Source organism: Pseudomonas sp. NPDC089406, from assembly GCF_044900265.1.
GTDB lineage: Bacteria > Pseudomonadota > Gammaproteobacteria > Pseudomonadales > Pseudomonadaceae > Aquipseudomonas > Aquipseudomonas fakonensis.
In genome coordinates, this window is sequence record NZ_JBJDNC010000056.1 from 6,065 (window position 1) to 27,419 (window position 21,355).

Genomic DNA, 21,355 nt, shown 5'->3' on the forward strand with positions numbered 1-21,355 from the left:
AAAGAAAACGCTAAAAAAAATATATACAACAAGACCAACAAAAAATCCCTACAAGAATCAAAACAGATATGTAGAAGACCATGGCACGACTGAAAGAGATTTACCGGAACGAAATCGCTCCTAAGCTTAAGGAAGAACTTAAGCTGTCGAACGTGATGGAAGTTCCGCGCGTTACCAAGATCACCCTGAACATGGGTCTGGGCGAAGCGATCGGCGACAAGAAAGTCATCGAGCACGCTGTTGCCGACCTGGAAAAGATCACCGGTCAAAAGCCGGTCGTGACTTTCGCTCGCAAGTCCATCGCAGGCTTCAAAGTCCGCGAAGGCTGGCCGATCGGTGTCAAGGTGACCCTGCGTCGCGAAAAAATGTACGAGTTCCTGGACCGCCTGCTGGCGATCTCCCTGCCACGGGTTCGCGACTTCCGCGGCCTGAATGCCAAGTCCTTCGACGGTCGTGGCAACTACAGCATGGGCGTGAAAGAGCAGATCATCTTCCCGGAAATCGACTACGACAAGATCGATGCTCTGCGCGGTTTGGACATCACCCTGACCACCACTGCTCGTTCGGACGACGAAGGCCGCGCTCTGCTGCGTGCTTTCAAGTTCCCGTTCCGCAACTGATTGGAGTAGGAAAATGGCCAAGAAGAGCATGAAAAACCGCGAGCTGAAGCGTCAGCTCACGGTAGCCAAGTTCGCCAAAAAGCGTGCTGAGCTGAAAGCGACCATCGTCAACCTGAACGCCTCTCCTGAAGAGCGTTTCGCTGCCGTTGTCGCCCTGCAGAAGCAACCACGTGACGCCAGCGCCTCGCGCCTGCGCAACCGTTGCCGCCTGACCGGTCGTCCTCACGGTGTATACCGTAAGTTCGGCCTGGGCCGTAACAAGCTGCGCGAAGCTGCAATGCGCGGTGACGTGCCAGGTCTGGTCAAGGCTAGCTGGTAACACAGCTGGCGTGACCGCCGGCGGCGGGGGAGCAATCTTCCGACCGCCGGTGACCTCGCAAAGAAACAAGCCCCTATATGGGGCTTGTTTCGTTTCTGCCTTGTGTCTAGAATGACCGGCTCACCTGAGCCCGGGTTTTTTACCCTGCCTGCCCAGGTGGTTGTGATAGCCGCAAGGCTAATAATTCTTGTATCAGGAGCATCTAGCCCATGAGTATGCAGGACCCGTTAGCGGACATGCTAACTCGCATCCGTAATGCCCAGATGGCTGAAAAGCATGTCGTAAGCATGCCTTCTTCCACCCTGAAGGTCGCGGTTGCCAAAGTACTGAAAGACGAAGGTTACATCGCCAGCTACGAAGTGACCGGTGAAGCCAAGCCTTCCCTGTCGATCGAGCTGAAGTACTTCGAAGGCCGTCCGGTCATCGAAGAGCTGAAGCGTTCGAGCCGTCCTGGCCTGCGCCAGTACAAGGCCGTGACCGAGCTGCCAAAAGTACGTGGCGGCCTGGGCGTGTCTATTGTCTCCACCAACAAAGGTGTGATGACTGACCGCGCTGCGCGCGCTGCCGGTGTCGGCGGCGAAGTTCTGTGCACAGTGTTCTAAGGGGAGATAGGCATGTCTCGCGTCGCTAAGAACCCCGTTAAGCTGCCAGCAGGCGTCGAAGTCAAATTCGCCGGCCAGCAGCTTTCGGTGAAGGGTGCCAAGGGCACTCTCGAACTGAACGTTCACTCGTCTGTTGAAGTTACCGAAGAGTCTGGTGAGCTGCGTTTCGTTGCTCGCAACGGTGACCAGCAAGCTCGCGCCATGGCCGGTACCACCCGCGCCCTGGTGAACAACATGGTCCAAGGCGTAAGCCAAGGCTTCGAGCGCAAGCTCCAGCTGGTCGGTGTTGGTTACAAGGCTCAGGCTAAGGGCACCATCCTGAACCTGGCTCTGGGCTTCTCGCACCCAGTGGATTACGAACTTCCAGCCGGTATCACCGCTGAAACCCCAAGCCAGACCGACATCCTGATCAAGGGTATCGACAAGCAGCTGGTGGGTCAGGTGGCCGCTGAAGTCCGCGGTTTCCGTCCGCCAGAGCCTTACAAGGGCAAGGGTGTGCGTTACGCGGATGAAGTAGTCCGTCGTAAAGAAGCCAAGAAGAAGTAGGGCCTAGCAAATGACCGACAAAAAAGTTACTCGACTGCGTCGCGCTCGCAAAGCACGCCTGAAAATGCACGAGCTCGAAGCCGTGCGTCTGTGCGTGTTCCGCTCCTCGCAGCACATCTACGCCCAGGTCATTTCGGCCGACGGCAGCAAGGTTCTGGCAAGCGCCTCGACCTTGGACAAAGACCTGCGTGATGGCGCCACCGGCAACATCGACGCGGCCACTAAGGTTGGCAAGCTGGTAGCTGAGCGCGCGAAAGCCGCCGGTGTATCTCAAGTTGCCTTTGACCGTTCCGGCTTCAAGTACCACGGCCGCGTCAAGGCGCTGGCTGATGCTGCTCGTGAAGGCGGGCTGGAGTTCTAAGTTATGGCAAATAACGATCAAAAGCGCGACGAAGGCTACATCGAGAAGCTGGTTCAAGTTAACCGCGTAGCTAAAACCGTAAAAGGCGGCCGTATCTTCACCTTCACCGCACTGACCGTGGTCGGTGATGGCAAGGGTCGTGTCGGCTTCGGCCGTGGCAAATCGCGCGAAGTACCAGCCGCGATCCAGAAAGCCATGGAAGCTGCTCGTCGCAACATGATTCAGGTTGACCTGAAAGGCACCACCCTGCAGTACGCCACCAAGGCCGCCCACGGCGCCTCGAAGGTTTACATGCAGCCTGCCTCGGAAGGTACCGGTATCATCGCCGGCGGCGCAATGCGTGCCGTCCTGGAAGTTGCTGGTGTTCAGAACGTCCTGGCCAAGTGCTACGGTTCGACCAACCCGGTGAACGTGGTTCACGCCACCTTCAAGGGTCTGAAAGCCATGCAATCCCCTGAGTCCATTGCTGCCAAGCGCGGCAAGACTGTTGAGGAGATCTTCTGATCATGGCAACTGTAAAAGTAACGCTGATCAAGAGCGTCTCGGGCCGTATCCCTAACCACAAACTGTGCGTGAAGGGTCTGGGTCTGCGTCGCATCGGTCACACTGTAGAAGTCCAGGATACTCCCGAGAACCGCGGGATGATCAACAAGGCTTACTACATGCTGAAGGTCGAGGGTTAATCAATGAAACTCAATGATCTGAGTCCAGCGCCGGGTTCCCGTCGCGAGAAGCACCGTCCGGGCCGTGGTATCGGTAGCGGTCTGGGTAAGACCGGTGGCCGCGGCCACAAAGGTCAGACCTCCCGTTCCGGTGGCTCCATCGCTCCAGGCTTCGAAGGCGGTCAACAGCCGCTGCACCGTCGCCTGCCGAAGTTCGGCTTCGTTTCCCTGAAAGCCATGGATCGCGCTGAAGTGCGTCTGTCCGAGCTGGCCAAGGTGGAAGGCGATCTGATCACCGTTCAGTCCCTCAAGGACGCCAACGTGATCGGCCAGCACGTACAGCGCGTGAAAATCATGCTGTCGGGCGAAGTCACTCGCGCAGTCACCCTCAAGGGTATCGCCGTCACCAAAGGTGCACGTGCGGCTATCGAAGCAGCTGGCGGCAAGTTCGAGGAATAAATGGCTAAGCAAGGTGCTCTCTCTTCGCTCGGTAAGGGCGGGATGTCGGAACTCTGGGCTCGTCTGCGCTTTCTGTTCATGGCGATCATCGTCTATCGGATTGGCGCGCACATCCCGGTACCAGGCATTAACCCGGACCGTCTCGCGGATCTGTTCCGGCAGAATGAGGGGACCATTCTTAGCTTGTTCAACATGTTTTCCGGTGGTGCGCTGGAGCGCATGAGCATCTTTGCACTGGGGATCATGCCGTACATCTCGGCATCGATCATCATGCAGCTCATGACCGCTGTCAGCCCACAGCTGGAGCAGTTGAAGAAGGAAGGTGAAGCTGGCCGTCGCAAGATCAGCCAGTACACCCGCTACGGCACCGTAATCCTGGCGCTGGTCCAAGCCATTGGCATGTCCATTGGCCTGGCCAACCAGGGCGTGGCGTTTTCTGCAGGCCTCGGCTTCCATGTCGTCGCCGTCTCCACCTTCGTGGCAGGCGCGATGTTCATGATGTGGCTGGGCGAGCAGATCACCGAGCGCGGTGTGGGCAACGGTATCTCGATGTTGATCTTCGCAGGTATCGTTGCCGGTCTTCCGAGAGCAATCGGGCAGTCTTTCGAGTCTGCACGCACAGGCGATATCAATATTTTCGCCCTGGTCGCAATCGGTTTGCTGGCAGTAGCGATTATCGGTTTCGTGGTGTTCATTGAGCGTGGTCAGCGTCGTATCGCCGTTCACTACGCCAAGCGTCAGCAGGGCCGCAAGGTCTTCGCTGCGCAGACCAGCCACTTGCCGCTGAAAGTGAACATGGCGGGCGTAATCCCGGCCATTTTCGCGAGCAGCATCTTGCTGTTCCCGGCTTCGCTGGGTGCCTGGTTCGGTCAGTCCGAAGGTATGGGCTGGCTGCAGGACATCTCGCAGTCGATCGCTCCTGGTCAGCCGTTGAACATTCTGCTGTTTAGTGCAGGGATCATCTTCTTCTGCTTCTTCTACACAGCGTTGATGTTCAACCCGAAAGACGTAGCGGAAAACCTGAAGAAGTCCGGTGCCTTTATTCCGGGTATCCGTCCTGGTGAGCAGTCGGCACGCTACATTGATGGCGTCCTGACCCGTTTGACCATGTTCGGTGCTCTATACATGATGGCCGTGTGCCTGCTGCCCCAGTTCCTGGTGGTGGCTGCAAACGTGCCGTTCTACCTTGGCGGGACCTCGTTGCTGATTGTGGTAGTGGTTGTGATGGACTTCATGTCCCAAGTACAATCGCACCTCGTTTCGCACCAGTACGAATCCCTGATGAAGAAAGCCAACCTGAAAGGCTACGGCGGCAGCGGTCTGCTGCGCTGATCTAGCCCCTTAAGGTTCGAGGAGTCGGTAATGAAAGTTCGTGCATCGGTGAAAAAGCTGTGCCGCAACTGCAAGATCATTCGTCGCGAAGGTATCGTTCGCGTGATCTGCAGCGCGGAACCGCGTCACAAGCAGCGCCAAGGCTGAGTGTGATCCGCGCTTCAAACCCAGCAGCTAGTGTGCTGCTGGGTTGATTATTCGTTTCTACAGCGATATTATCTCGCGCCCTATTTCTTGGCTTCCGGGGCGTAGGTAGCTGTCAATTGGAGTCCCACTGAATGGCCCGTATTGCAGGCGTCAACATTCCAGATAACAAGCATACTGTTATCTCGCTGACCTACATCTATGGTGTCGGTCGCACTACTGCGCAGAAAATCTGTGCAGACGCTGGTGTAAACCCAGCCGCAAAGATCAAGGATCTGAGCGACGAGCAAATCGAAACCCTGCGTGGCGAAGTCGCGAAGTTCACCACCGAAGGTGACCTGCGTCGCGAAATCAACATGAAGATCAAGCGCTTGATGGACCTGGGTTGCTACCGCGGCCTGCGTCATCGTAAAGGTCTGCCGGTTCGCGGTCAGCGCACCAAGACCAACGCACGCACCCGTAAGGGCCCGCGTAAGCCGATCCGCAAGTAATCGCCCAGGAATATAGACATGGCAAAACCTGCTGCTCGTCCTCGTAAAAAAGTCAAAAAGACAGTGGTTGATGGCATCGCCCACATCCACGCTTCTTTTAACAACACCATCGTGACCATCACCGACCGTCAGGGCAACGCACTGTCCTGGGCTACTTCCGGTGGTTCGGGTTTCCGTGGTTCGCGCAAATCCACCCCGTTCGCAGCCCAGATCGCTGCTGAGCGTGCTGGTCAAGCTGCGCTGGAATACGGTCTGAAAAACCTCGACGTTAACGTCAAGGGTCCAGGTCCAGGTCGTGAGTCCGCCGTTCGTGCACTGAACAGCTGCGGCTACAAGATCGCCAGCATCACCGACGTGACGCCAATCCCGCATAACGGGTGCCGTCCGCCGAAGAAGCGTCGCGTGTAATCAGGAGACAGATAAATGGCACGTTACATTGGTCCAAAATGCAAACTGTCTCGCCGTGAAGGCACTGACCTGTTCCTGAAGAGCGGCGTTCGCGCTCTGGAATCGAAGTGCAACATCGAAGCAGCCCCAGGTATCCACGGCCAGCGCCGTGGCCGTCAGTCCGACTACGGTACCCAGCTGCGCGAGAAACAAAAAGTCCGTCGTATCTACGGTGTACTGGAGCGTCAATTCCGCGGTTACTACCAAGCGGCTGCCTCGAAGAAAGGCGCCACCGGTGAGAACCTGCTGCAGATGCTCGAGAGCCGTCTGGACAACGTCGTTTACCGTATGGGCTTCGGTTCGACCCGTTCCGAGTCCCGTCAGCTGGTTTCGCACAAAGCGATCAGCGTTAACGGCAAGACTGTAAACATTCCATCCTACCAAGTTCGTCCGGGTGACGTGGTCGCCGTTCGCGAGAAATCGTCGAACCAGCTGCGCATTGTTCAAGCCCTTGAACTGTGCGCCCAGCGTGGCCGCGTTGAGTGGGTAGACGTGGATGCTGCTAAAAAGTCGGGCGTTTTCAAGAACGTTCCTGCTCGCAGCGACCTGTCCGCCGACATCAACGAAAACCTGATTGTCGAGCTCTACTCCAAGTAAGGGCTAGAAAATAGGTGCATCCATGCAGATTTCGGTAAATGAGTTTCTGACACCCCGCCACATCGATGTGCAGGTTGTCAGTCCAACCCGCGCCAAGATCACACTCGAGCCTCTCGAGCGTGGTTTCGGCCATACCCTGGGCAACGCGCTGCGCCGCATCCTGTTGTCCTCCATGCCTGGCTGTGCAGTAGTCGAGGCCGAGATCGATGGCGTACTCCATGAGTACTCCGCGATCGAAGGTGTACAGGAAGACGTCATTGAAATCCTGTTGAACCTGAAAGGCCTGGCTATCAAACTGCACGGTCGTGACGAAGTTACGCTGACCTTGTCGAAAAAGGGTTCGGGGGTGGTTACCGCTGCCGATATTCAGCTGGATCACGATGTCGAGATCGTCAACCCCGATCACGTAATCGCGAACCTGGCGTCCAACGGCGCCCTGAACATGAAGCTCACCGTAGCTCGTGGTCGTGGTTACGAGCCGGCCGACTCCCGTCAGACCGACGAAGATGAAAGCCGCAGCATTGGCCGTCTCCAGCTGGACGCCTCGTTCAGCCCGGTGCGTCGTATCGCCTACGTGGTCGAAAACGCCCGTGTTGAACAGCGTACCAACCTGGACAAGCTGGTTATCGATCTGGAAACCAACGGCACCCTGGACCCTGAAGAGGCTATCCGCCGCGCTGCGACCATCCTGCAACAGCAGCTGGCCGCGTTCGTCGACCTCAAAGGTGACAGCGAGCCGGTTGTGGTCGAGCAGGAAGACGAGATCGATCCGATCCTGCTGCGCCCGGTTGACGACCTGGAACTGACCGTACGTTCGGCCAACTGCCTCAAGGCGGAGAACATCTACTACATCGGCGACCTGATTCAGCGTACCGAAGTAGAGCTGTTGAAAACTCCTAACCTGGGCAAGAAGTCCCTGACTGAAATCAAGGACGTCCTGGCCTCTCGTGGTCTGTCCCTGGGCATGCGCCTCGACAACTGGCCGCCTGCAAGCCTTAAGAAAGACGACAAGGCGACTGCCTGATCGTCGTAATCACCGAACGAATTGTTTGGTAAGGAATGAATCATGCGTCATCGTAAAAGTGGACGTCACCTGAGCCGTACCAGCTCTCACCGCAAAGCTATGTTCCAGAACATGGCTGTGTCGCTGATCGAGCACGAGCTGATCAAAACCACCCTGCCGAAAGCCAAGGAACTGCGCCGCGTTGCCGAGCCGCTGATCACCCTGGCCAAGGAAGACAGCGTTGCCAATCGCCGTCTGGCCTTCGACCGTACCCGTTCGAAGTCCGCTGTTGGCAAACTGTTCAACGATCTGGGCAAGCGCTACGCCACCCGTCAGGGCGGCTACCTGCGCATCCTGAAGTGCGGTTTCCGCGCTGGCGACAACGCGCCTATGGCGTACGTCGAGCTGGTTGATCGTCCAGTCGGTGGTGCTGTAGAAGCTGCCGAGTAAGACGTTCTGTCTGCTACAAGGAACCGGGCCTAGTGCCCGGTTTTTTGTGCCTGTATGAATTGTAAATTTCTATCATGACTACAAAATCAATGAATTAGATCTTGTAACAGCGCTCGCCGATACTTCTCTGCATGCCGTTTAGCCGGCCATTAGAGACCGATAAGGAGAGCCCAATGAGCAAGATTCTGACCACCGCCAGCGGTGCACCCGTAGCCGACAACCAGAACTCCCGTTCCGCCGGCCCCCGTGGCCCGTTGTTGCTCGATGACTTTCACCTGATCGAGAAGCTCGCCCACTTCAACCGCGAGAACATCCCGGAGCGCCGCGTGCACGCCAAGGGCTCGGGCGCCTACGGTACCTTCACCGTCACCCGCGACATTACCGAATTCACCAGCGCCAGGCTGTTCGACAGCATTGGCAAGCAGACCGAGACCTTCCTGCGCTTCTCCACCGTTGGCGGTGAGCGTGGTTCGGCAGACACCGAGCGCGACCCGCGCGGCTTTGCAGTGAAGTTCTACACCGAGGAAGGCAACTGGGACATCGTCGGCAACAACACTCCGGTGTTCTTCATCCGTGACCCGCTGAAATTCCCCGATTTCATCCACACCCAGAAGCGCCACCCGCAGACCAACCTGAAGAACGCCCAGATGATGTGGGACTTCTGGTCCCACTCGCCCGAGGCGCTGCACCAGGTCACCATCCTGTTCTCCGACCGCGGCATCCCGGACGGCTACCGCCACATGCACGGTTTCGGCAGCCACACCTACAGCCTGATCAACGCTGAAGGTGAGCGCACCTGGGTCAAATGGCACTTCAAGACCCAGCAAGGCATCAAGAACCTGGCCCCGGCCGAGGCCGCGCGCCTGGCCGGCAGCGACCCGGACTACGCCCAGCGTGACCTGTTCGAGGCCATCGAGCGTGGTGAGTACCCGCGCTGGACCGTGTGCATCCAGGTGATGAGCGAAAGCGAAGCCGCCAACCGCCAGGAGAACCCCTTCGATGTGACCAAGACCTGGTCGCAGAAGGACTACCCACTGATCGAAGTGGGCGTGCTGGAGCTCAACCGCAACCCGCTCAACTACTTTGCCGAAGTCGAGCAGGCCACCTTTGGCCCGAGCAACATGGTGCCGGGTGTCGGTTTGTCGCCAGACCGCATGCTGCAAGGCCGGGTATTCGCCTACGCCGATGCCCACCGCTACCGTGTCGGCACCAACCACCAGCACCTGCCGGTGAACGCGCCGCGCAGCCCGGTGCACAGCTACCAGCGTGACGGTTCGATGGCCAGCGGCAGCTATGGCAGCGCACCGAACTACGAGCCGAACAGCTACAGCGATGCGCCCAAGCAGTCGCCGCGCCACGCCGAGCCTGCACTGGCCCTGAGCGGCGCAGCCGACCGCTTCGACCACCGCGAGGACAGCGACTACTACAGCCAAGCAGGTGCCTTGTTCCGCTTGATGAACGACGAACAGAAAGCGCTGTTGATCGGCAACATCGCTGGCACCCTGGCCGGAGTCAGCGAGGACGTGGTGCAACGCCAGCTGCAGCACTTCTTCAAGGCCGACCCGGCCTACGGCGAAGGCATCGCCAAGGCATTGGGCATCGATTTCGCCTAAGTCGAAGTGATAACAAGAACCGCCCTCGTTTGGGCGGTTTTTCAATGAAAATCACTACTGTTTGGCCGATCTTTTGCCACTAATTGCGCATTTTTCCGTGACCGCGAGCAAAAGCTGGTTCAAACTATGAACCATTCAAGCATTCACAGGGAGAAGCAGGGCAATGCAAGGTCACCCGGACGTAATCAACTACCTCGTCACGTTGCTGAAGGGCGAACTGGCAGCACGCGATCAGTACTTCATCCACTCGCGCATGTACGAAGACTGGGGCCTGTCCAAGCTCTATGAACGTATCAACCACGAGATGGAAGAAGAGACTCAGCACGCTGACGCCCTGATGCGCCGCATCCTGATGCTCGAAGGCACCCCTGACATGCGTGCCGACGACCTCGAAGTGGGCAGCACCGTACCCGAAATGATCGAAGCCGACCTCAAGCTCGAGTACAAGGTGCGCGGCGCGCTGTGCAAGGGTATCGAGCTGTGCGAGCTGCACAAGGACTACATCAGCCGCGACATCCTGCGTGCGCAGTTGGCCGACACCGAAGAAGATCACACCTACTGGCTGGAAAAGCAGCAGGGCCTGATCAAGGCCATCGGCCTGGAAAACTACCTGCAGTCGCAGATGTAACCGCCATCGCCGGAAAATCGGCTCCTGTAGGAGCCGGCTTGCCGGCGATGAGGCCATCAAAGGCGCACAAAAAAGCCCCTGGCATCTCTCGATGCCAGGGGCTTTTTCACATCAGGCCCGGTCCCGCTCCAGCAGCGGTTTCAGGTAATGCCCGGTATACGACTGCTTCTTCTTGGCCAGCTCCTCGGGCGTGCCGCAGGCAATGATCTGCCCACCCTTGGAGCCACCCTCCGGCCCCAGGTCCACCAGCCAGTCAGCGGTCTTGATCACATCCAGGTTGTGCTCGATCACCACCACGGTGTTGCCGTGATCGCGCAGGCGGTGCAGCACGTCCAGCAACTGCTGGATATCGGCAAAGTGCAGGCCGGTGGTCGGCTCGTCGAGGATGTACAAGGTCTTGCCGGTATCACGCTTGGACAGCTCGCGCGACAGCTTCACCCGCTGCGCCTCGCCACCGGACAGCGTGGTCGCCGACTGCCCCAGCTTGATGTACGACAGCCCCACATCCATCAGCGTCTGCAGCTTGCGCGCCAGGGCCGGCACCGCGTCGAAGAACTCGCGGGCATCCTCGATGGTCATTTCCAGCACCTCGTGGATGTTCTTGCCCTTGTACTTGATCTCCAGGGTTTCGCGGTTGTAGCGCTTGCTCTTGCACACGTCGCACGGCACATAGATGTCCGGCAGGAAGTGCATTTCCACCTTGATCAGGCCGTCGCCCTGGCACGCCTCGCAGCGCCCGCCCTTGACGTTGAACGAGAACCGCCCCGGGCCGTAGCCACGCGAGCGCGACTCCGGCACGCCAGCGAACAGCTCGCGGATCGGCGTGAAAATACCGGTGTAGGTAGCCGGGTTCGAACGCGGAGTGCGACCGATCGGGCTCTGGTCGATATCCACCACCTTGTCCAGGTGCTGCAGCCCATCGATGCTGCTGTGCGGCGCCGGCTCCAGGCTGCTTGCGCCATTCAGCGCGGTGGCCGCCAGCGGGAACAGGGTGTTGTTGATCAGCGTCGACTTGCCCGAACCGGACACACCGGTCACGCAGGTCAGCAGGCCGATCGGCACTTCCAGGTCGACGTTCTGCAGGTTGTTGCCGCGGGCACCCTTGAGCTTGAGCGAAAGCTTTTTATCGCGCGGGGTGCGCTTGGCCGGCACGACGATCTTTTTACGCCCCGACAGGTATTTGCCGGTCAGCGAATCGGGGTGGGCCATCACTTCGTCGGGGGTGCCCTCGGCGACGATCTGCCCGCCGTGCACACCGGCGCCCGGGCCGATATCCACGACGTAGTCGGCCAGGCGGATGGCGTCCTCGTCATGCTCCACCACGATCACCGTGTTGCCCAGGTCGCGCAGGTGGTTGAGGGTCGCCAGCAGGCGGTCGTTGTCCCGTTGATGAAGACCGATGGACGGCTCATCGAGGATGTACATCACCCCCACCAGGCCGGCGCCGATCTGGCTGGCCAGGCGGATGCGCTGGGCCTCGCCACCGGAAAGGGTTTCGGCGCTGCGGTCCAGGGTCAGGTAGTCCAGGCCGACGTTGACCAAAAATTGCAGACGCTCGCAGATTTCCTTGAGGATCTTCGCCGCGATCTCGCCGCGCCGGCCGGTCAGGGTCAGCTCGCCGAAGTAGTCGCTGGCCTCGCCGATCGGCAGGTTGGTTACCGCCGGCAGGGTTTTCTCGCCCACCCACACATGCCGCGCCTCACGGCGCAAGCGGGTGCCGCGGCAGTCGGGGCAGGGCTGGGTGCCAAGGAACTTGGCCAGCTCTTCACGCACCGTGGCCGATTCGGTCTCGCGGTAGCGGCGCTCCAGGTTCGGCACGATGCCCTCGAACGGGTGCGAACGCTTGACGATATCGCCACGGTCGTTGAGGTACTTGAAGTCGACGCTCTGCTTGCCGCTGCCGTGCAGGATCACCTTCTGGTGCTCGGCAGGCAGCTCGCCGAACGGCTCCTCCAGGCTGAAGCCATAGTGCGCCGCCAGCGAACCGAGCATCTGGAAGTAATACACGTTGCGCCGGTCCCAGCCGCGTATCGCCCCCTCGGCCAGGGTCAGCTCGCCGTTGACCAGGCGCTTGGTGTCGAAGAACTGTTTCACCCCCAGGCCATCGCAGGTCGGGCAGGCGCCGGCCGGGTTGTTGAAGGAGAACAGCTTGGGCTCCAGCTCGCTGATGGCGTGGCCGCAAATCGGGCAGGCGAAGCGCGCCGAGAAGATCATCTCCTCGCCTTCTTCATCATCCATCGGTGCCACCAGGGCGATGCCGTCGGCCAATTTGAGCGCGGTCTCGAACGACTCGGCCAGGCGCTGCTGCAGGTCGGCGCGCACCTTGAAGCGGTCGACCACCACTTCGATGCTGTGCTTTTTCTGCTTGTCCAGCTTGGGCAGCTCGTCCATCTCGTAGAGCTTGCCGTTGACCCGTGCCCGCACGAAGCCCTGGGCACGCAGCTCGTCGAACAGCGCCAGGTGCTCGCCCTTGCGCTCGCGGATCACCGGGGCCAGCAACATCAGCTTGCTGCCCTCGGGCTTTTCCAGCACCAGGTCGACCATCTGGCTGACGGTCTGTGCCTCCAGCGGGATGTCGTGGTCCGGGCAGCGCGGGGTGCCGACCCGGGCGTACAGCAGGCGCAGGTAGTCGTAGATCTCGGTGATGGTGCCCACGGTCGAGCGCGGGTTGTGCGAGGTCGACTTCTGCTCGATGGAGATCGCCGGCGACAGGCCTTCGATGGTGTCGACGTCGGGCTTTTCCATCATCGACAGGAACTGCCGGGCGTAGGCTGACAGCGACTCGACGTAGCGGCGCTGGCCCTCGGCGTACAGCGTGTCGAACGCCAGCGACGACTTGCCGGAACCGGACAGGCCGGTGATCACGATCAGCTTGTCCCGGGGCAGGGTCAGGTCGATGTTCTTCAGGTTGTGGGTACGCGCCCCACGAATCAGGATCTTGTCCACTGCGGCCTCGCTTGGCGGGCATAAACAAGGAAGTATACGGCGCGTAGCCAGTACGCGGCAAAGCGGCGCAGATGCCGATATGGGCTCGGACTGATAGAATCGCCGCCGGTTCACACGAGGTTCATCCATGCACGACACCCACAACGAGCGCATGAGCGGCAGCGAAACCCGCGCAGCCAGCGGCCTGGCCCTGGTCTTTGCCTTTCGTATGCTGGGCATGTTCATGGTCCTGCCGGTGCTGGCCACCTACGGCATGGACCTGGCCGGCGCCACCCCCGCGCTGATCGGCCTGGCCATCGGCGCCTACGGCCTCACCCAAGCTGTGCTGCAGATCCCGTTCGGCATGGTGTCCGACCGCATCGGCCGGCGCCCGGTGATTTACCTGGGCCTGGTGATCTTTGCCCTGGGCAGCGTGCTGGCGGCGCAGGCCGACTCGATCTGGGGCGTGATCGCCGGGCGCATCCTGCAGGGCGCAGGGGCTATCTCTGCTGCAGTGATGGCGCTGCTGTCGGATTTGACCCGCGAACAGCACCGCACCAAGGCCATGGCCATGATCGGCATGAGCATCGGCCTTTCGTTCGCCGTGGCCATGGTGGTCGGGCCACTGCTGACAAGTGCCTTTGGTTTGTCAGGATTGTTCCTGGCTACTGCAGGACTTGCCCTGGTCGGTATCGCCCTGATCGCCTTCGTGGTGCCCAGTGCCCACCAGGTGCTGCAGCACCGCGAGTCCGGCGTGGCGCGTCAGGCCCTCGGCCCGACCCTGCGCAATCCGGACCTCCTGCGCCTGGACATCAGCATCTTCGTGCTGCACGCCATCCTCATGGCCAGCTTCGTGGCGCTGCCCCTGGCGTTCGTCGAGCGTGGCGGGCTGCCAAAGGAACAGCACTGGTGGGTGTACCTGACCGCGCTGCTGGTTTCATTTTTTGCAATGGTCCCCTTCATCATCTACGGCGAGAAGAAGCGCAAGATGAAACGCGTGCTGGCCGGCGCGGTCAGTGTGCTGTTGCTGACAGAGGTATACTTCTGGGAGTGGGCTGACGGTTTGCGCGGACTGGTAATCGGCACCGTGGTATTCTTCACCGCATTCAACCTGTTGGAAGCTTCGCTGCCTTCGTTGGTGAGCAAGGTGTCGCCTGCCGGTGGCAAGGGCACGGCGATGGGGGTGTATTCCACCAGCCAGTTCCTCGGTGCGGCGCTGGGTGGCATCCTCGGAGGCTGGTTGTTCCAGCACGGCGGGCTGGATACGGTGTTCCTCGGTTGTGCGGTGCTGTGTGCCATCTGGCTGGTCGTCGCCTTGCGCATGAACGAGCCGCCGTATGTGACCAGCCTGCGCATGCCGCTGACGCCCGAAGCAGTCCGTGAAGCCGGCCTGACCGAGCGTCTGCTGGCCGTGCCGGGTGTGACCGACGCTGTTGTGGTGGCAGAAGAAGCCGCCATCTATATCAAACTGGATACGAAAATTTTGGACCGTGCGACCCTCGAGCGTCTGGTAAACCCAGCCTCAGCGGCGTGCGAAGCCTAGGAGAACGTTATGGCCCGTGGGGTTAACAAAGTCATTCTGGTCGGTACCTGCGGTCAGGATCCCGAAGTCCGCTACCTGCCCAACGGTAACGCCGTGACCAACCTGAGCCTGGCCACCAGCGAGCAGTGGACCGACAAGCAGTCGGGCCAGAAGGTCGAGCGCACTGAATGGCACCGTGTGTCGCTGTTCGGCAAGGTCGCTGAAATTGCCGGCGAGTACCTGCGCAAAGGTTCGCAGTGCTACATCGAAGGCAAGCTGCAGACCCGCGAGTGGGAAAAAGACGGCATCAAGCGCTACACCACCGAGATCATCGTTGACATCAACGGCACCATGCAGCTGCTCGGTGGCCGTCCGCAGGGCCAGCAAGGCGGCGGCGACCAGTACAACCAGGGTGGCGGCAACTACGGTGGCGGCCAGCAGCAACAGTACAACCAGGCCCCGCCGCGCCAGCAGGCCCAGCGCCCGCAACAGGCCCCGCAGCGCCCGGCGCCGCAACAGCCGGCCCCGCAGCCAGCTGCTGACTTCGACAGCTTCGACGACGACATTCCGTTCTGATCGAAGCGCTCGGCGTACGCCAAGCCAAAAACCCAGGGCCTTCGCCCTGGGTTTTTTTATGCCCGCCAATCGGCTAACGCGTCCCTCTGTAGGAGCGGCCTTGTGTCGCGAAAGGGCCGCAAAGCGGCCCCGGCAATCTTGAGGTGTGGCAAAAATCTGGGGCCGCTACGCAGCCCTTTCGCGACACAAGGCCGCTCCTACAGGGACGTGCGTCAACCTCAAGCTTTAGTGCAACCGGTTCCGCGCAATCTCGATATCGCTCATCAGCGCCTTGGCCATGCCGCTCAAAAAGTCCGCCGCCCCCAGCAACTTGTGGTCATCCTCCGCATCTCCCTCACTCACCAGGTGCTTGATATAGCCCAGCAGCACCGACACCTGCTCGTAAGCCTCCTCGATGGCAATGCCCGGCTCCACGCGCAAAAGCTTCACCGGCGGGCTGCCGACTTCCAGAAAGGTGGCGACCCCGGCGGTCAGGATGCCTGTGGTTTGCTCGCTCATTCCCGGCCTCCTTCCACATATCCAGCATTCATGCGCGCCAATGCATGTTCAGCCAGCGCAATCGCCGAGTCGGCCGCATGGGCGGCGTTCACCAGAATGTTCAGCCGGGGTTCGCCGGCATGCAGGCGGCAGTGTTCGTCGATGGCTTCGGATACGCCACGCATCAGTTCGCTGGCGTGGGCGATGGCATCGGGGGCGGGGAGGGTGGGCAGGACGGAAAACAGGGGCGTGTGACGGGGTGGGTCAGGTACGAGCTTTTTCATGGCAGATAACCTTTGATCGTCTAAGGAAACCGCCACTTCGACCTTTCTCACGGATCAGGGTGGCAGCCGTGCGCGGGGTGAGAAAACCGAGGATCAAAGGCACAACCCGGCCAGGCCGAAGCCTGCCCGCGCACGACCGCCATAACGACGTCACCGATGATCCTTCGGGTTTCTCACACCCGGTCGCCTGAGCGACCCGGAAACGTTATCTGTGAGGCATTTCCCGGACAACGCCGAAGGTTCAGCAGCGCGCGTAGGATAGTTCTGAATAGTCCGGCCCCTGAAGCATTTGGTTTCAGGTTCAGAAATCTCTTACGCCAGACGCTCCCCTGTAGGAGCCGGCTTGCCGGCGATCACCGGCGCAGCCGGTGCCATCCACCGCGTTGCCTTTTTCGCGGGCAAGCCCGCTCCCACAGGTGCCTGCAAATGCGCCACCTGCCAGGGCCCCATCGCCGGCAAGCCGGCTCCTACAGGCCTCAGCACGCCCACTGTTGACCCACGTCATCGCACTTCCGTGTTTCTTGGCTAGTCTTAACAGTTGGCGGTATCTGCATACCGCCACCGTGAAGCCATAGAGGCACCGGCCACGCGCCAGGCGCCCGAAACCTGATCAGGAGTGCACGATGGACCTCAACCGTCGGCAATTCTTCAAGGTCGCCGCTGTCGGCCTTGGAGGCTCGAGCCTTGCGGCGCTGGGCATGGCCCCCACGCCGGCGTTCGCCGAGCAGGTGCGCCACTTCAAGCTGGCGCACACCAAGGAAACCCGCAACACCTGCCCCTACTGCTCGGTCGGCTGCGGCCTGATCCTGTACAGCCAGGGCGATGCGGGCAAAAACGTCAAACAGAACATCATCCACATCGAAGGCGACGCCGACCACCCGGTCAACCGCGGCACCTTGTGCCCGAAAGGCGCGGGCCTGCTGGACTTTATCCACAGCCCCAACCGCCTCAAGTACCCCGAAGTGCGCAAGGCCGGCAGCAACGAGTGGACCCGCGTCAGCTGGGACGAAGCCCTCGACCGCGTGGCGGACCTGATGAAGAAGGACCGCGACGCCAACTTCATCGAGAAGAACGCCCAGGGCCAAACCGTCAACCGTTGGCTCACCACCGGCTTCCTCGCCGCCTCCGCGGCATCGAGCGAAGCCGGCTACCTGACCCACAAGGTCGTCCGTGCAACCGGTATGCTGGGGTTCGATAACCAGGCGCGTGTCTGACACGGCCCGACGGTGGCAAGTCTTGCCCCGACGTATGGCCGTGGCGCGATGACCAATCACTGGTCTGACATCGCCAATGCAAACCTGGTCCTGGTGATGGGCGGCAACGCCGCTGAAGCGCACCCGTGCGGCTTCAAATGGGTGACCGAAGCCAAGGCGCACAACAAGGCGCGGCTGATCGTGGTCGACCCGCGGTTCACCCGTACCGCCTCGGTGGCCGACTATTACGCACCCATTCGCACCGGCACCGACATCGCCTTCATGGGCGGGCTGATCAACTACCTGCTGAGCACTGACAAGATCCAGCACGAGTACGTGCGCAACTACACCGACGTGTCGTTCATCGTCAAAGAGAACTATGGCTTCGAGGACGGGCTGTTCAGCGGCTATGACGAGGCCAAGCGCGTGTATGCCGACAAGTCCGGCTGGGGCTACGAGCTGGGCGAGGACGGCTACGCCAAGGTCGACCCGACCCTGCAGCACCCGCGTTGCGTGTTCCAGTTGATGAAGCAGCACTACAGCCGCTACACCCCAGAGCTGGCCAGCATGACCTGCGGCATGCCGCAGGAACAAATGATGAAAGTCTGGGAAGAGATCGCCACCTGCTCGGTACCGGGCAAGACCATGACGATCCTCTACGCCCTCGGCTGGACCCAGCACTCCATCGGCGCGCAGATCATCCGCAGCGCCGCCATGGTGCAACTGCTGCTGGGCAACGTCGGCATGCCCGGTGGCGGGGTCAACGCCCTGCGCGGTCACTCCAACATCCAGGGCCTGACCGATCTTGGCCTGCTCTCCAACTCGCTGCCCGGCTACCTGACCCTGGCCGGCGACGCTGAGCAGGATTACGCCGCCTACATCGACAAGCGCGCCTCCAAACCGCTGCGCCCAGGGCAGCTGTCGTACTGGCAGAACTACGGCAAGTTCCACGTCAGCCTGATGAAGGCCTGGTACGGCGCCAACGCCACCGCCGAGAACAACTGGGGCTATGACTGGCTGCCCAAGCTCGACGTGCCGGCCTACGACGTGCTGCGCATGTTCGAGATGATGGGCCAGGGCAAGGTCAACGGCTACATGTGCCAGGGCTTCAACCCGATCGCCGCGCTGCCGGACAAGAACCGCGTCACCGCGGCCCTGGCCAAGCTCAAGTGGCTGGTGATCATGGGCCCGCTGGCCACCGAAACCTCCGAGTTCTGGCGCAACGCAGGCCCGTTCAACGACGTCGACACGGCCAACATCCAGACCGAAGTCATCCGCCTGCCCACCACCTGCTTTGCCGAAGAGGACGGCTCGTTGGTCAACAGCAGCCGCTGGCTGCAGTGGCACTGGAAAGGTGCCGACGGCCCGGGCGAAACCCGCACCGACGTGCAGATCATGAGCGAGCTGTTCCTGCGCCTGCGCCATCGTTACAAGGAGGAAGGCGGCGCCTACGCCGACCCGTTGTTCAACATCAGCTGGCCGTACAAAATCCCAGAAGAGCCTTCACCCGAAGAGCTGGCCAAGGAGATGAACGGCTGGGCAGTCACCGACCTCACCGACGCCACTGGTGCCACGCTCAAGGCCGGCCAGCAGTTGGCCGGCTTCGCCCAGATGAAGGACGACGGCAGCACCGCCTCCGGTTGCTGGATCTTCGCCGGCAGCTGGACCGAGCAGGGCAACCAGATGGCCCGGCGCGACAACAGCGACCCGTATGGCATGCACCAGGTGCAGAACTGGGCCTGGGCCTGGCCGGCCAACCGCCGCATCCTCTACAACCGCGCCTCCAGCGACCCCCAGGGCAAGCCCTGGGACCCGGAGAAAAAGCGCCTGGTGTGGTGGAACGGCAAGGCCTGGACCGGCACCGACGTGCCCGACTTCAAGGTCGACTCGCCGCCCGAGGCGGGCATGAACCCGTTCATCATGAACCCCGAAGGCGTGGCGCGCTTCTTCGCCATCGACAAGATGGCCGAAGGCCCGTTCCCCGAGCACTACGAGCCGTTCGAAACACCGATCGGCATCAACCCCCTGCACCCGCAGAACAAGAAGGCCACCAGCAACCCGGCCGGGCGCATCTTCGATTCGGTGTGGGACACCCTCGGTACCCATGACGAGTTCCCCTATGCCGCGACCACCTACCGCCTGACCGAGCACTTCCACTTCTGGAGCAAGCACTGCCGCCTCAACGCCATCGCCCAGCCCGAGCAGTTCGTCGAAATCGGCGAGGTACTCGCGAACGAGAAGGGCATCAAGGCCGGCGACCGGGTGCGGGTGTCGAGCAAGCGTGGGCATATCGATGCGGTGGCGGTGGTGACCAAGCGGATTCGCCCGCTCCAGGTCAACAACCAGACCGTCCACCAGATTGGCATTCCGCTGCACTGGGGCTTCACCGGCACCACCCGGCACGGCTACCTGACCAACACCCTGGTGCCGTTCCTCGGTGACGGCAACACCCAGACGCCGGAGTCCAAGTCGTTCCTCGTCAAAGTGGAGAAACTCTGATGGCCAGCCAAGACATCATCGCCCGCTCGGCCACCACCACCGTACCGCCCTCGGTACGCCAGCAGGAGGAAGTCGCCAAGCTGATCGACACCACCAAGTGCATCGGCTGCAAGGCCTGCCAGGTGGCGTGCTCGGAGTGGAACGAACTGCGTGACGAGGTCGGCCACAACCACGGCACCTACGACAACCCCCAGGACTTGTCTGCCGAAACCTGGACCCTGATGCGCTTCACCGAGCACGAGCGTGACGACGGCAACCTCGAGTGGCTGATCCGCAAGGACGGCTGCATGCACTGCGCCGAGCCCGGCTGCCTGAAGGCTTGCCCCAGCCCCGGGGCGATCATCAAGCACGCCAACGGTATCGTCGACTTCAACCAGGACCACTGCATCGGCTGCGGCTACTGCATCACCGGCTGCCCGTTCAACATCCCGCGCATCTCGCAGAAGGACCACAAGGCGTACAAGTGCACCCTGTGCTCCGACCGGGTGACCGTGGGGCTGGAGCCGGCCTGCGTGAAAACCTGCCCCACCGGGGCCATCGTCTTCGGCACCAAGGAAGAGATGAAGGTGCACGCCGACGAGCGCATCGTTGACCTCAAATCCCGCGGCTACGACAACGCCGGGCTGTACGACCCCGACGGCGTCGGCGGTACCCACGTGATGTACGTGCTGCACCACGCCGACACGCCACGGCTGTATGCGGGCCTGCCGGACCAACCGGTGATCAGCCCGCTGGTGGGGCTGTGGAAGGGCTTCACCAAGCCGCTGGCGCTGCTGGCCATGGGCGCGGCGGTGCTGGCCGGGTTCTTCCACTATGTGCGGGTCGGCCCGCAGCGGGTGGAAGAAGACGAGCACCCCACGCCGCCCGACGCCACGGTGCACCAGGTGGATCCTGCGGTGCATGTCTATGACCCCACCAGGCCCGGCGGGCAAGGGGAGCAGCGGCCATGAACGACAACAAACCCATCCTGCGCTACAACGCAAACGAGCGGACCAACCACTGGGTCGTCGCCATCCTGTTCGTGCTGGCCGGGCTGTCGGGGCTGGCGCTGTTCCATCCGGCGCTGTTCTGGCTCAGCCACCTGTTTGGCGGCGGGCCATGGACGCGCATCCTGCACCCGTTCATTGGCGTTGGCATGTTCGTGTTCTTCCTCGGTTTGGTCTTGCGCTTCTGGCGGGCCAACTTCATCACCGCCAACGACCGCCTGTGGCTGCGGCGCATCGACCGGGTGATGCTGAACAAGGAAGAGGGCGTACCACCGATCGGCAAGTACAACGCCGGGCAGAAGCTGCTGTTCTGGACTCTGCTGGCGTGCATGCTGGTGCTGCTGGTCAGCGGCGTGGTGATCTGGCGGGCGTACTTCAGCCACTGGTTCGGCATCGACGTGATTCGCCTGTCGGCCCTGCTGCACGCGCTGGCGGCGTTCGTGCTGATCCTGAGCATCATCGTGCACATCTACGCCGGCATCTGGATCAAGGGCTCGATCGGCGCCATGCTGCATGGCTGGGTCAGCCGCGCCTGGGCACGCAAGCATCATGAACTCTGGTACCGCGATGTGACCGGCGACAAGACGCCCCACAACCACGGTTCAAAAGAAGGATGACC

At 61.2% G+C, this 21,355-nt stretch carries 26 protein-coding genes; 23 read left to right on the plus strand and 3 right to left on the minus strand.

What is annotated here, in order from left to right; genetic code table 11:
• The 18 genes from ACI2KK_RS26250 to bfr all read left to right on the plus strand — a co-directional run.
• Window positions 1-93: hypothetical protein (locus ACI2KK_RS26250; protein ID WP_404671259.1), on the plus strand; the 93-nt coding region annotated here is incomplete at its 5' end.
• Window positions 81-620, plus strand: coding sequence for a 50S ribosomal protein L5 (gene rplE, locus ACI2KK_RS26255; protein WP_012316517.1), 540 nt, complete (start codon window positions 81-83; stop codon window positions 618-620). The genes ACI2KK_RS26250 and rplE, both read left to right, overlap by 13 nt.
• Window positions 621-633: 13 nt before the next feature.
• Window positions 634-939 (plus strand): 30S ribosomal protein S14, encoded by a 306-nt coding sequence (rpsN, locus tag ACI2KK_RS26260; RefSeq protein WP_011531890.1) that lies wholly within the window; start codon window positions 634-636, stop codon window positions 937-939.
• A gap of 209 nt (window positions 940-1,148) precedes the next feature.
• The gene (rpsH, locus tag ACI2KK_RS26265) at window positions 1,149-1,541 is read left to right on the plus strand and encodes a 30S ribosomal protein S8 (RefSeq protein WP_217841537.1); all 393 of its coding nucleotides are present in this window, start codon (window positions 1,149-1,151) and stop codon (window positions 1,539-1,541) included.
• A 12-nt stretch (window positions 1,542-1,553) separates the two neighbouring features.
• On the plus strand, window positions 1,554-2,087 hold the full coding sequence (gene rplF / locus ACI2KK_RS26270; RefSeq protein WP_186519380.1) for a 50S ribosomal protein L6: 534 nt from the start codon (window positions 1,554-1,556) through the stop codon (window positions 2,085-2,087).
• A gap of 10 nt (window positions 2,088-2,097) precedes the next feature.
• Entirely contained in the window at window positions 2,098-2,448 is a 351-nt protein-coding gene (gene rplR, locus ACI2KK_RS26275; RefSeq protein ID WP_029614571.1) for a 50S ribosomal protein L18, read from the plus strand.
• A gap of 3 nt (window positions 2,449-2,451) precedes the next feature.
• Window positions 2,452-2,952: a 30S ribosomal protein S5 gene (gene rpsE, locus ACI2KK_RS26280; RefSeq protein WP_011531894.1), complete on the plus strand. Its 501-nt coding sequence runs from the start codon at window positions 2,452-2,454 to the stop codon at window positions 2,950-2,952.
• A gap of 2 nt (window positions 2,953-2,954) precedes the next feature.
• Window positions 2,955-3,131: a 50S ribosomal protein L30 gene (rpmD, locus tag ACI2KK_RS26285; RefSeq protein WP_011531895.1), complete on the plus strand. Its 177-nt coding sequence runs from the start codon at window positions 2,955-2,957 to the stop codon at window positions 3,129-3,131.
• Window positions 3,132-3,134: 3 nt separating this feature from the next.
• Window positions 3,135-3,569, plus strand: a complete 435-nt coding sequence (gene rplO / locus ACI2KK_RS26290) for a 50S ribosomal protein L15 (RefSeq protein ID WP_011531896.1) — start codon at window positions 3,135-3,137, stop codon at window positions 3,567-3,569.
• A complete protein-coding gene (gene secY, locus ACI2KK_RS26295; protein WP_003255459.1) occupies window positions 3,570-4,901 on the plus strand; it encodes a preprotein translocase subunit SecY in 1,332 nt (443 codons plus the stop codon).
• 30 nt (window positions 4,902-4,931) lie between these two features.
• Complete coding sequence (rpmJ, locus tag ACI2KK_RS26300; RefSeq protein WP_011531897.1) at window positions 4,932-5,048, plus strand: 50S ribosomal protein L36; 117 nt, start codon at window positions 4,932-4,934, stop codon at window positions 5,046-5,048.
• Between the two features lie 131 nt (window positions 5,049-5,179).
• On the plus strand, window positions 5,180-5,536 hold the full coding sequence (gene rpsM, locus ACI2KK_RS26305; protein WP_217841539.1) for a 30S ribosomal protein S13: 357 nt from the start codon (window positions 5,180-5,182) through the stop codon (window positions 5,534-5,536).
• 18 nt (window positions 5,537-5,554) lie between these two features.
• On the plus strand, window positions 5,555-5,944 hold the full coding sequence (gene rpsK / locus ACI2KK_RS26310) for a 30S ribosomal protein S11 (RefSeq protein WP_003255454.1): 390 nt from the start codon (window positions 5,555-5,557) through the stop codon (window positions 5,942-5,944).
• 15 nt (window positions 5,945-5,959) lie between these two features.
• Window positions 5,960-6,580, plus strand: a complete 621-nt coding sequence (gene rpsD, locus ACI2KK_RS26315; RefSeq protein ID WP_217841540.1) for a 30S ribosomal protein S4 — start codon at window positions 5,960-5,962, stop codon at window positions 6,578-6,580.
• A gap of 22 nt (window positions 6,581-6,602) precedes the next feature.
• The gene (locus tag ACI2KK_RS26320) at window positions 6,603-7,604 is read left to right on the plus strand and encodes a DNA-directed RNA polymerase subunit alpha (protein WP_003255452.1); all 1,002 of its coding nucleotides are present in this window, start codon (window positions 6,603-6,605) and stop codon (window positions 7,602-7,604) included.
• 42 nt (window positions 7,605-7,646) lie between these two features.
• On the plus strand, window positions 7,647-8,033 hold the full coding sequence (rplQ, locus tag ACI2KK_RS26325; RefSeq protein WP_003255451.1) for a 50S ribosomal protein L17: 387 nt from the start codon (window positions 7,647-7,649) through the stop codon (window positions 8,031-8,033).
• 173 nt (window positions 8,034-8,206) lie between these two features.
• Window positions 8,207-9,646 (plus strand): catalase, encoded by a 1,440-nt coding sequence (locus ACI2KK_RS26330; protein ID WP_404671246.1) that lies wholly within the window; start codon window positions 8,207-8,209, stop codon window positions 9,644-9,646.
• Window positions 9,647-9,809: 163 nt separating this feature from the next.
• Window positions 9,810-10,274 (plus strand): bacterioferritin, encoded by a 465-nt coding sequence (bfr, locus tag ACI2KK_RS26335; protein ID WP_003257116.1) that lies wholly within the window; start codon window positions 9,810-9,812, stop codon window positions 10,272-10,274.
• Window positions 10,275-10,385: 111 nt separating this feature from the next.
• On the opposite strand, the gene uvrA is transcribed toward bfr, so the two are convergent.
• The gene (gene uvrA / locus ACI2KK_RS26340) at window positions 10,386-13,220 is read right to left on the minus strand and encodes an excinuclease ABC subunit UvrA (RefSeq protein ID WP_404671247.1); all 2,835 of its coding nucleotides are present in this window, start codon (window positions 13,218-13,220) and stop codon (window positions 10,386-10,388) included.
• Window positions 13,221-13,347: 127 nt separating this feature from the next.
• On the opposite strand from uvrA, the gene ACI2KK_RS26345 reads away from it, so the two are divergent.
• Together ACI2KK_RS26345 and ACI2KK_RS26350 are read left to right on the plus strand one after the other, a co-directional pair.
• Complete coding sequence (locus ACI2KK_RS26345) at window positions 13,348-14,742, plus strand: MFS transporter (RefSeq protein ID WP_404671248.1); 1,395 nt, start codon at window positions 13,348-13,350, stop codon at window positions 14,740-14,742.
• 9 nt (window positions 14,743-14,751) lie between these two features.
• Window positions 14,752-15,297 carry a single-stranded DNA-binding protein gene (locus ACI2KK_RS26350; protein WP_217841544.1) on the plus strand — a complete coding sequence of 182 codons (546 nt, stop codon included), beginning with the start codon at window positions 14,752-14,754 and terminating at the stop codon, window positions 15,295-15,297.
• Between the two features lie 225 nt (window positions 15,298-15,522).
• Here ACI2KK_RS26350 and ACI2KK_RS26355 read toward each other — a convergent pair whose 3' ends face one another.
• Window positions 15,523-15,795, minus strand: coding sequence for a DUF3077 domain-containing protein (locus tag ACI2KK_RS26355; protein ID WP_404671249.1), 273 nt, complete (start codon window positions 15,793-15,795; stop codon window positions 15,523-15,525).
• Window positions 15,792-16,058, minus strand: coding sequence for a hypothetical protein (locus ACI2KK_RS26360; RefSeq protein WP_404671250.1), 267 nt, complete (start codon window positions 16,056-16,058; stop codon window positions 15,792-15,794). Before ACI2KK_RS26360 ends, ACI2KK_RS26355 begins: the two co-directional genes overlap by 4 nt.
• Before the next feature lie 623 nt (window positions 16,059-16,681).
• Here ACI2KK_RS26360 and fdnG point away from each other — a divergent pair.
• The 3 genes from fdnG to ACI2KK_RS26375 are packed head-to-tail and all read left to right on the plus strand — an operon-like array spanning window position 16,682 to window position 21,353.
• Complete coding sequence (gene fdnG, locus ACI2KK_RS26365) at window positions 16,682-19,750, plus strand: formate dehydrogenase-N subunit alpha (protein WP_404671251.1); 3,069 nt, start codon at window positions 16,682-16,684, stop codon at window positions 19,748-19,750.
• The gene (fdxH, locus tag ACI2KK_RS26370; protein WP_404671252.1) at window positions 19,750-20,700 is read left to right on the plus strand and encodes a formate dehydrogenase subunit beta; all 951 of its coding nucleotides are present in this window, start codon (window positions 19,750-19,752) and stop codon (window positions 20,698-20,700) included. Before fdnG ends, fdxH begins: the two co-directional genes overlap by 1 nt.
• Window positions 20,697-21,353, plus strand: coding sequence for a formate dehydrogenase subunit gamma (locus ACI2KK_RS26375; RefSeq protein WP_404671253.1), 657 nt, complete (start codon window positions 20,697-20,699; stop codon window positions 21,351-21,353). The genes fdxH and ACI2KK_RS26375 overlap by 4 nt, the downstream gene beginning before the upstream one ends.
• Window positions 21,354-21,355: the final 2 nt, after the last annotated feature.

Bases quoted from the DNA above. Each gene is read 5' to 3' on its own strand.
- rplE (WP_012316517.1), top strand. From the start codon at position 81: ATGGCACGACTGAAAGAGATTTACCGGAACGAAATCGCTCCTAAGCTT.
- rpsN (WP_011531890.1), top strand. From the start codon at position 634: ATGGCCAAGAAGAGCATGAAAAACCGCGAGCTGAAGCGTCAGCTCACG.
- rpsH (WP_217841537.1), top strand. From the start codon at position 1,149: ATGAGTATGCAGGACCCGTTAGCGGACATGCTAACTCGCATCCGTAAT.
- rplF (WP_186519380.1), top strand. From the start codon at position 1,554: ATGTCTCGCGTCGCTAAGAACCCCGTTAAGCTGCCAGCAGGCGTCGAA.
- rplR (WP_029614571.1), top strand. From the start codon at position 2,098: ATGACCGACAAAAAAGTTACTCGACTGCGTCGCGCTCGCAAAGCACGC.
- rpsE (WP_011531894.1), top strand. From the start codon at position 2,452: ATGGCAAATAACGATCAAAAGCGCGACGAAGGCTACATCGAGAAGCTG.
- rpmD (WP_011531895.1), top strand. From the start codon at position 2,955: ATGGCAACTGTAAAAGTAACGCTGATCAAGAGCGTCTCGGGCCGTATC.
- rplO (WP_011531896.1), top strand. From the start codon at position 3,135: ATGAAACTCAATGATCTGAGTCCAGCGCCGGGTTCCCGTCGCGAGAAG.
- secY (WP_003255459.1), top strand. From the start codon at position 3,570: ATGGCTAAGCAAGGTGCTCTCTCTTCGCTCGGTAAGGGCGGGATGTCG.
- rpmJ (WP_011531897.1), top strand. From the start codon at position 4,932: ATGAAAGTTCGTGCATCGGTGAAAAAGCTGTGCCGCAACTGCAAGATC.
- rpsM (WP_217841539.1), top strand. From the start codon at position 5,180: ATGGCCCGTATTGCAGGCGTCAACATTCCAGATAACAAGCATACTGTT.
- rpsK (WP_003255454.1), top strand. From the start codon at position 5,555: ATGGCAAAACCTGCTGCTCGTCCTCGTAAAAAAGTCAAAAAGACAGTG.
- rpsD (WP_217841540.1), top strand. From the start codon at position 5,960: ATGGCACGTTACATTGGTCCAAAATGCAAACTGTCTCGCCGTGAAGGC.
- ACI2KK_RS26320 (WP_003255452.1), top strand. From the start codon at position 6,603: ATGCAGATTTCGGTAAATGAGTTTCTGACACCCCGCCACATCGATGTG.
- rplQ (WP_003255451.1), top strand. From the start codon at position 7,647: ATGCGTCATCGTAAAAGTGGACGTCACCTGAGCCGTACCAGCTCTCAC.
- ACI2KK_RS26330 (WP_404671246.1), top strand. From the start codon at position 8,207: ATGAGCAAGATTCTGACCACCGCCAGCGGTGCACCCGTAGCCGACAAC.
- bfr (WP_003257116.1), top strand. From the start codon at position 9,810: ATGCAAGGTCACCCGGACGTAATCAACTACCTCGTCACGTTGCTGAAG.
- ACI2KK_RS26345 (WP_404671248.1), top strand. From the start codon at position 13,348: ATGCACGACACCCACAACGAGCGCATGAGCGGCAGCGAAACCCGCGCA.
- ACI2KK_RS26350 (WP_217841544.1), top strand. From the start codon at position 14,752: ATGGCCCGTGGGGTTAACAAAGTCATTCTGGTCGGTACCTGCGGTCAG.
- ACI2KK_RS26355 (WP_404671249.1), bottom strand. From the start codon at position 15,795: ATGAGCGAGCAAACCACAGGCATCCTGACCGCCGGGGTCGCCACCTTT.
- ACI2KK_RS26360 (WP_404671250.1), bottom strand. From the start codon at position 16,058: ATGAAAAAGCTCGTACCTGACCCACCCCGTCACACGCCCCTGTTTTCC.
- fdxH (WP_404671252.1), top strand. From the start codon at position 19,750: ATGGCCAGCCAAGACATCATCGCCCGCTCGGCCACCACCACCGTACCG.
- ACI2KK_RS26375 (WP_404671253.1), top strand. From the start codon at position 20,697: ATGAACGACAACAAACCCATCCTGCGCTACAACGCAAACGAGCGGACC.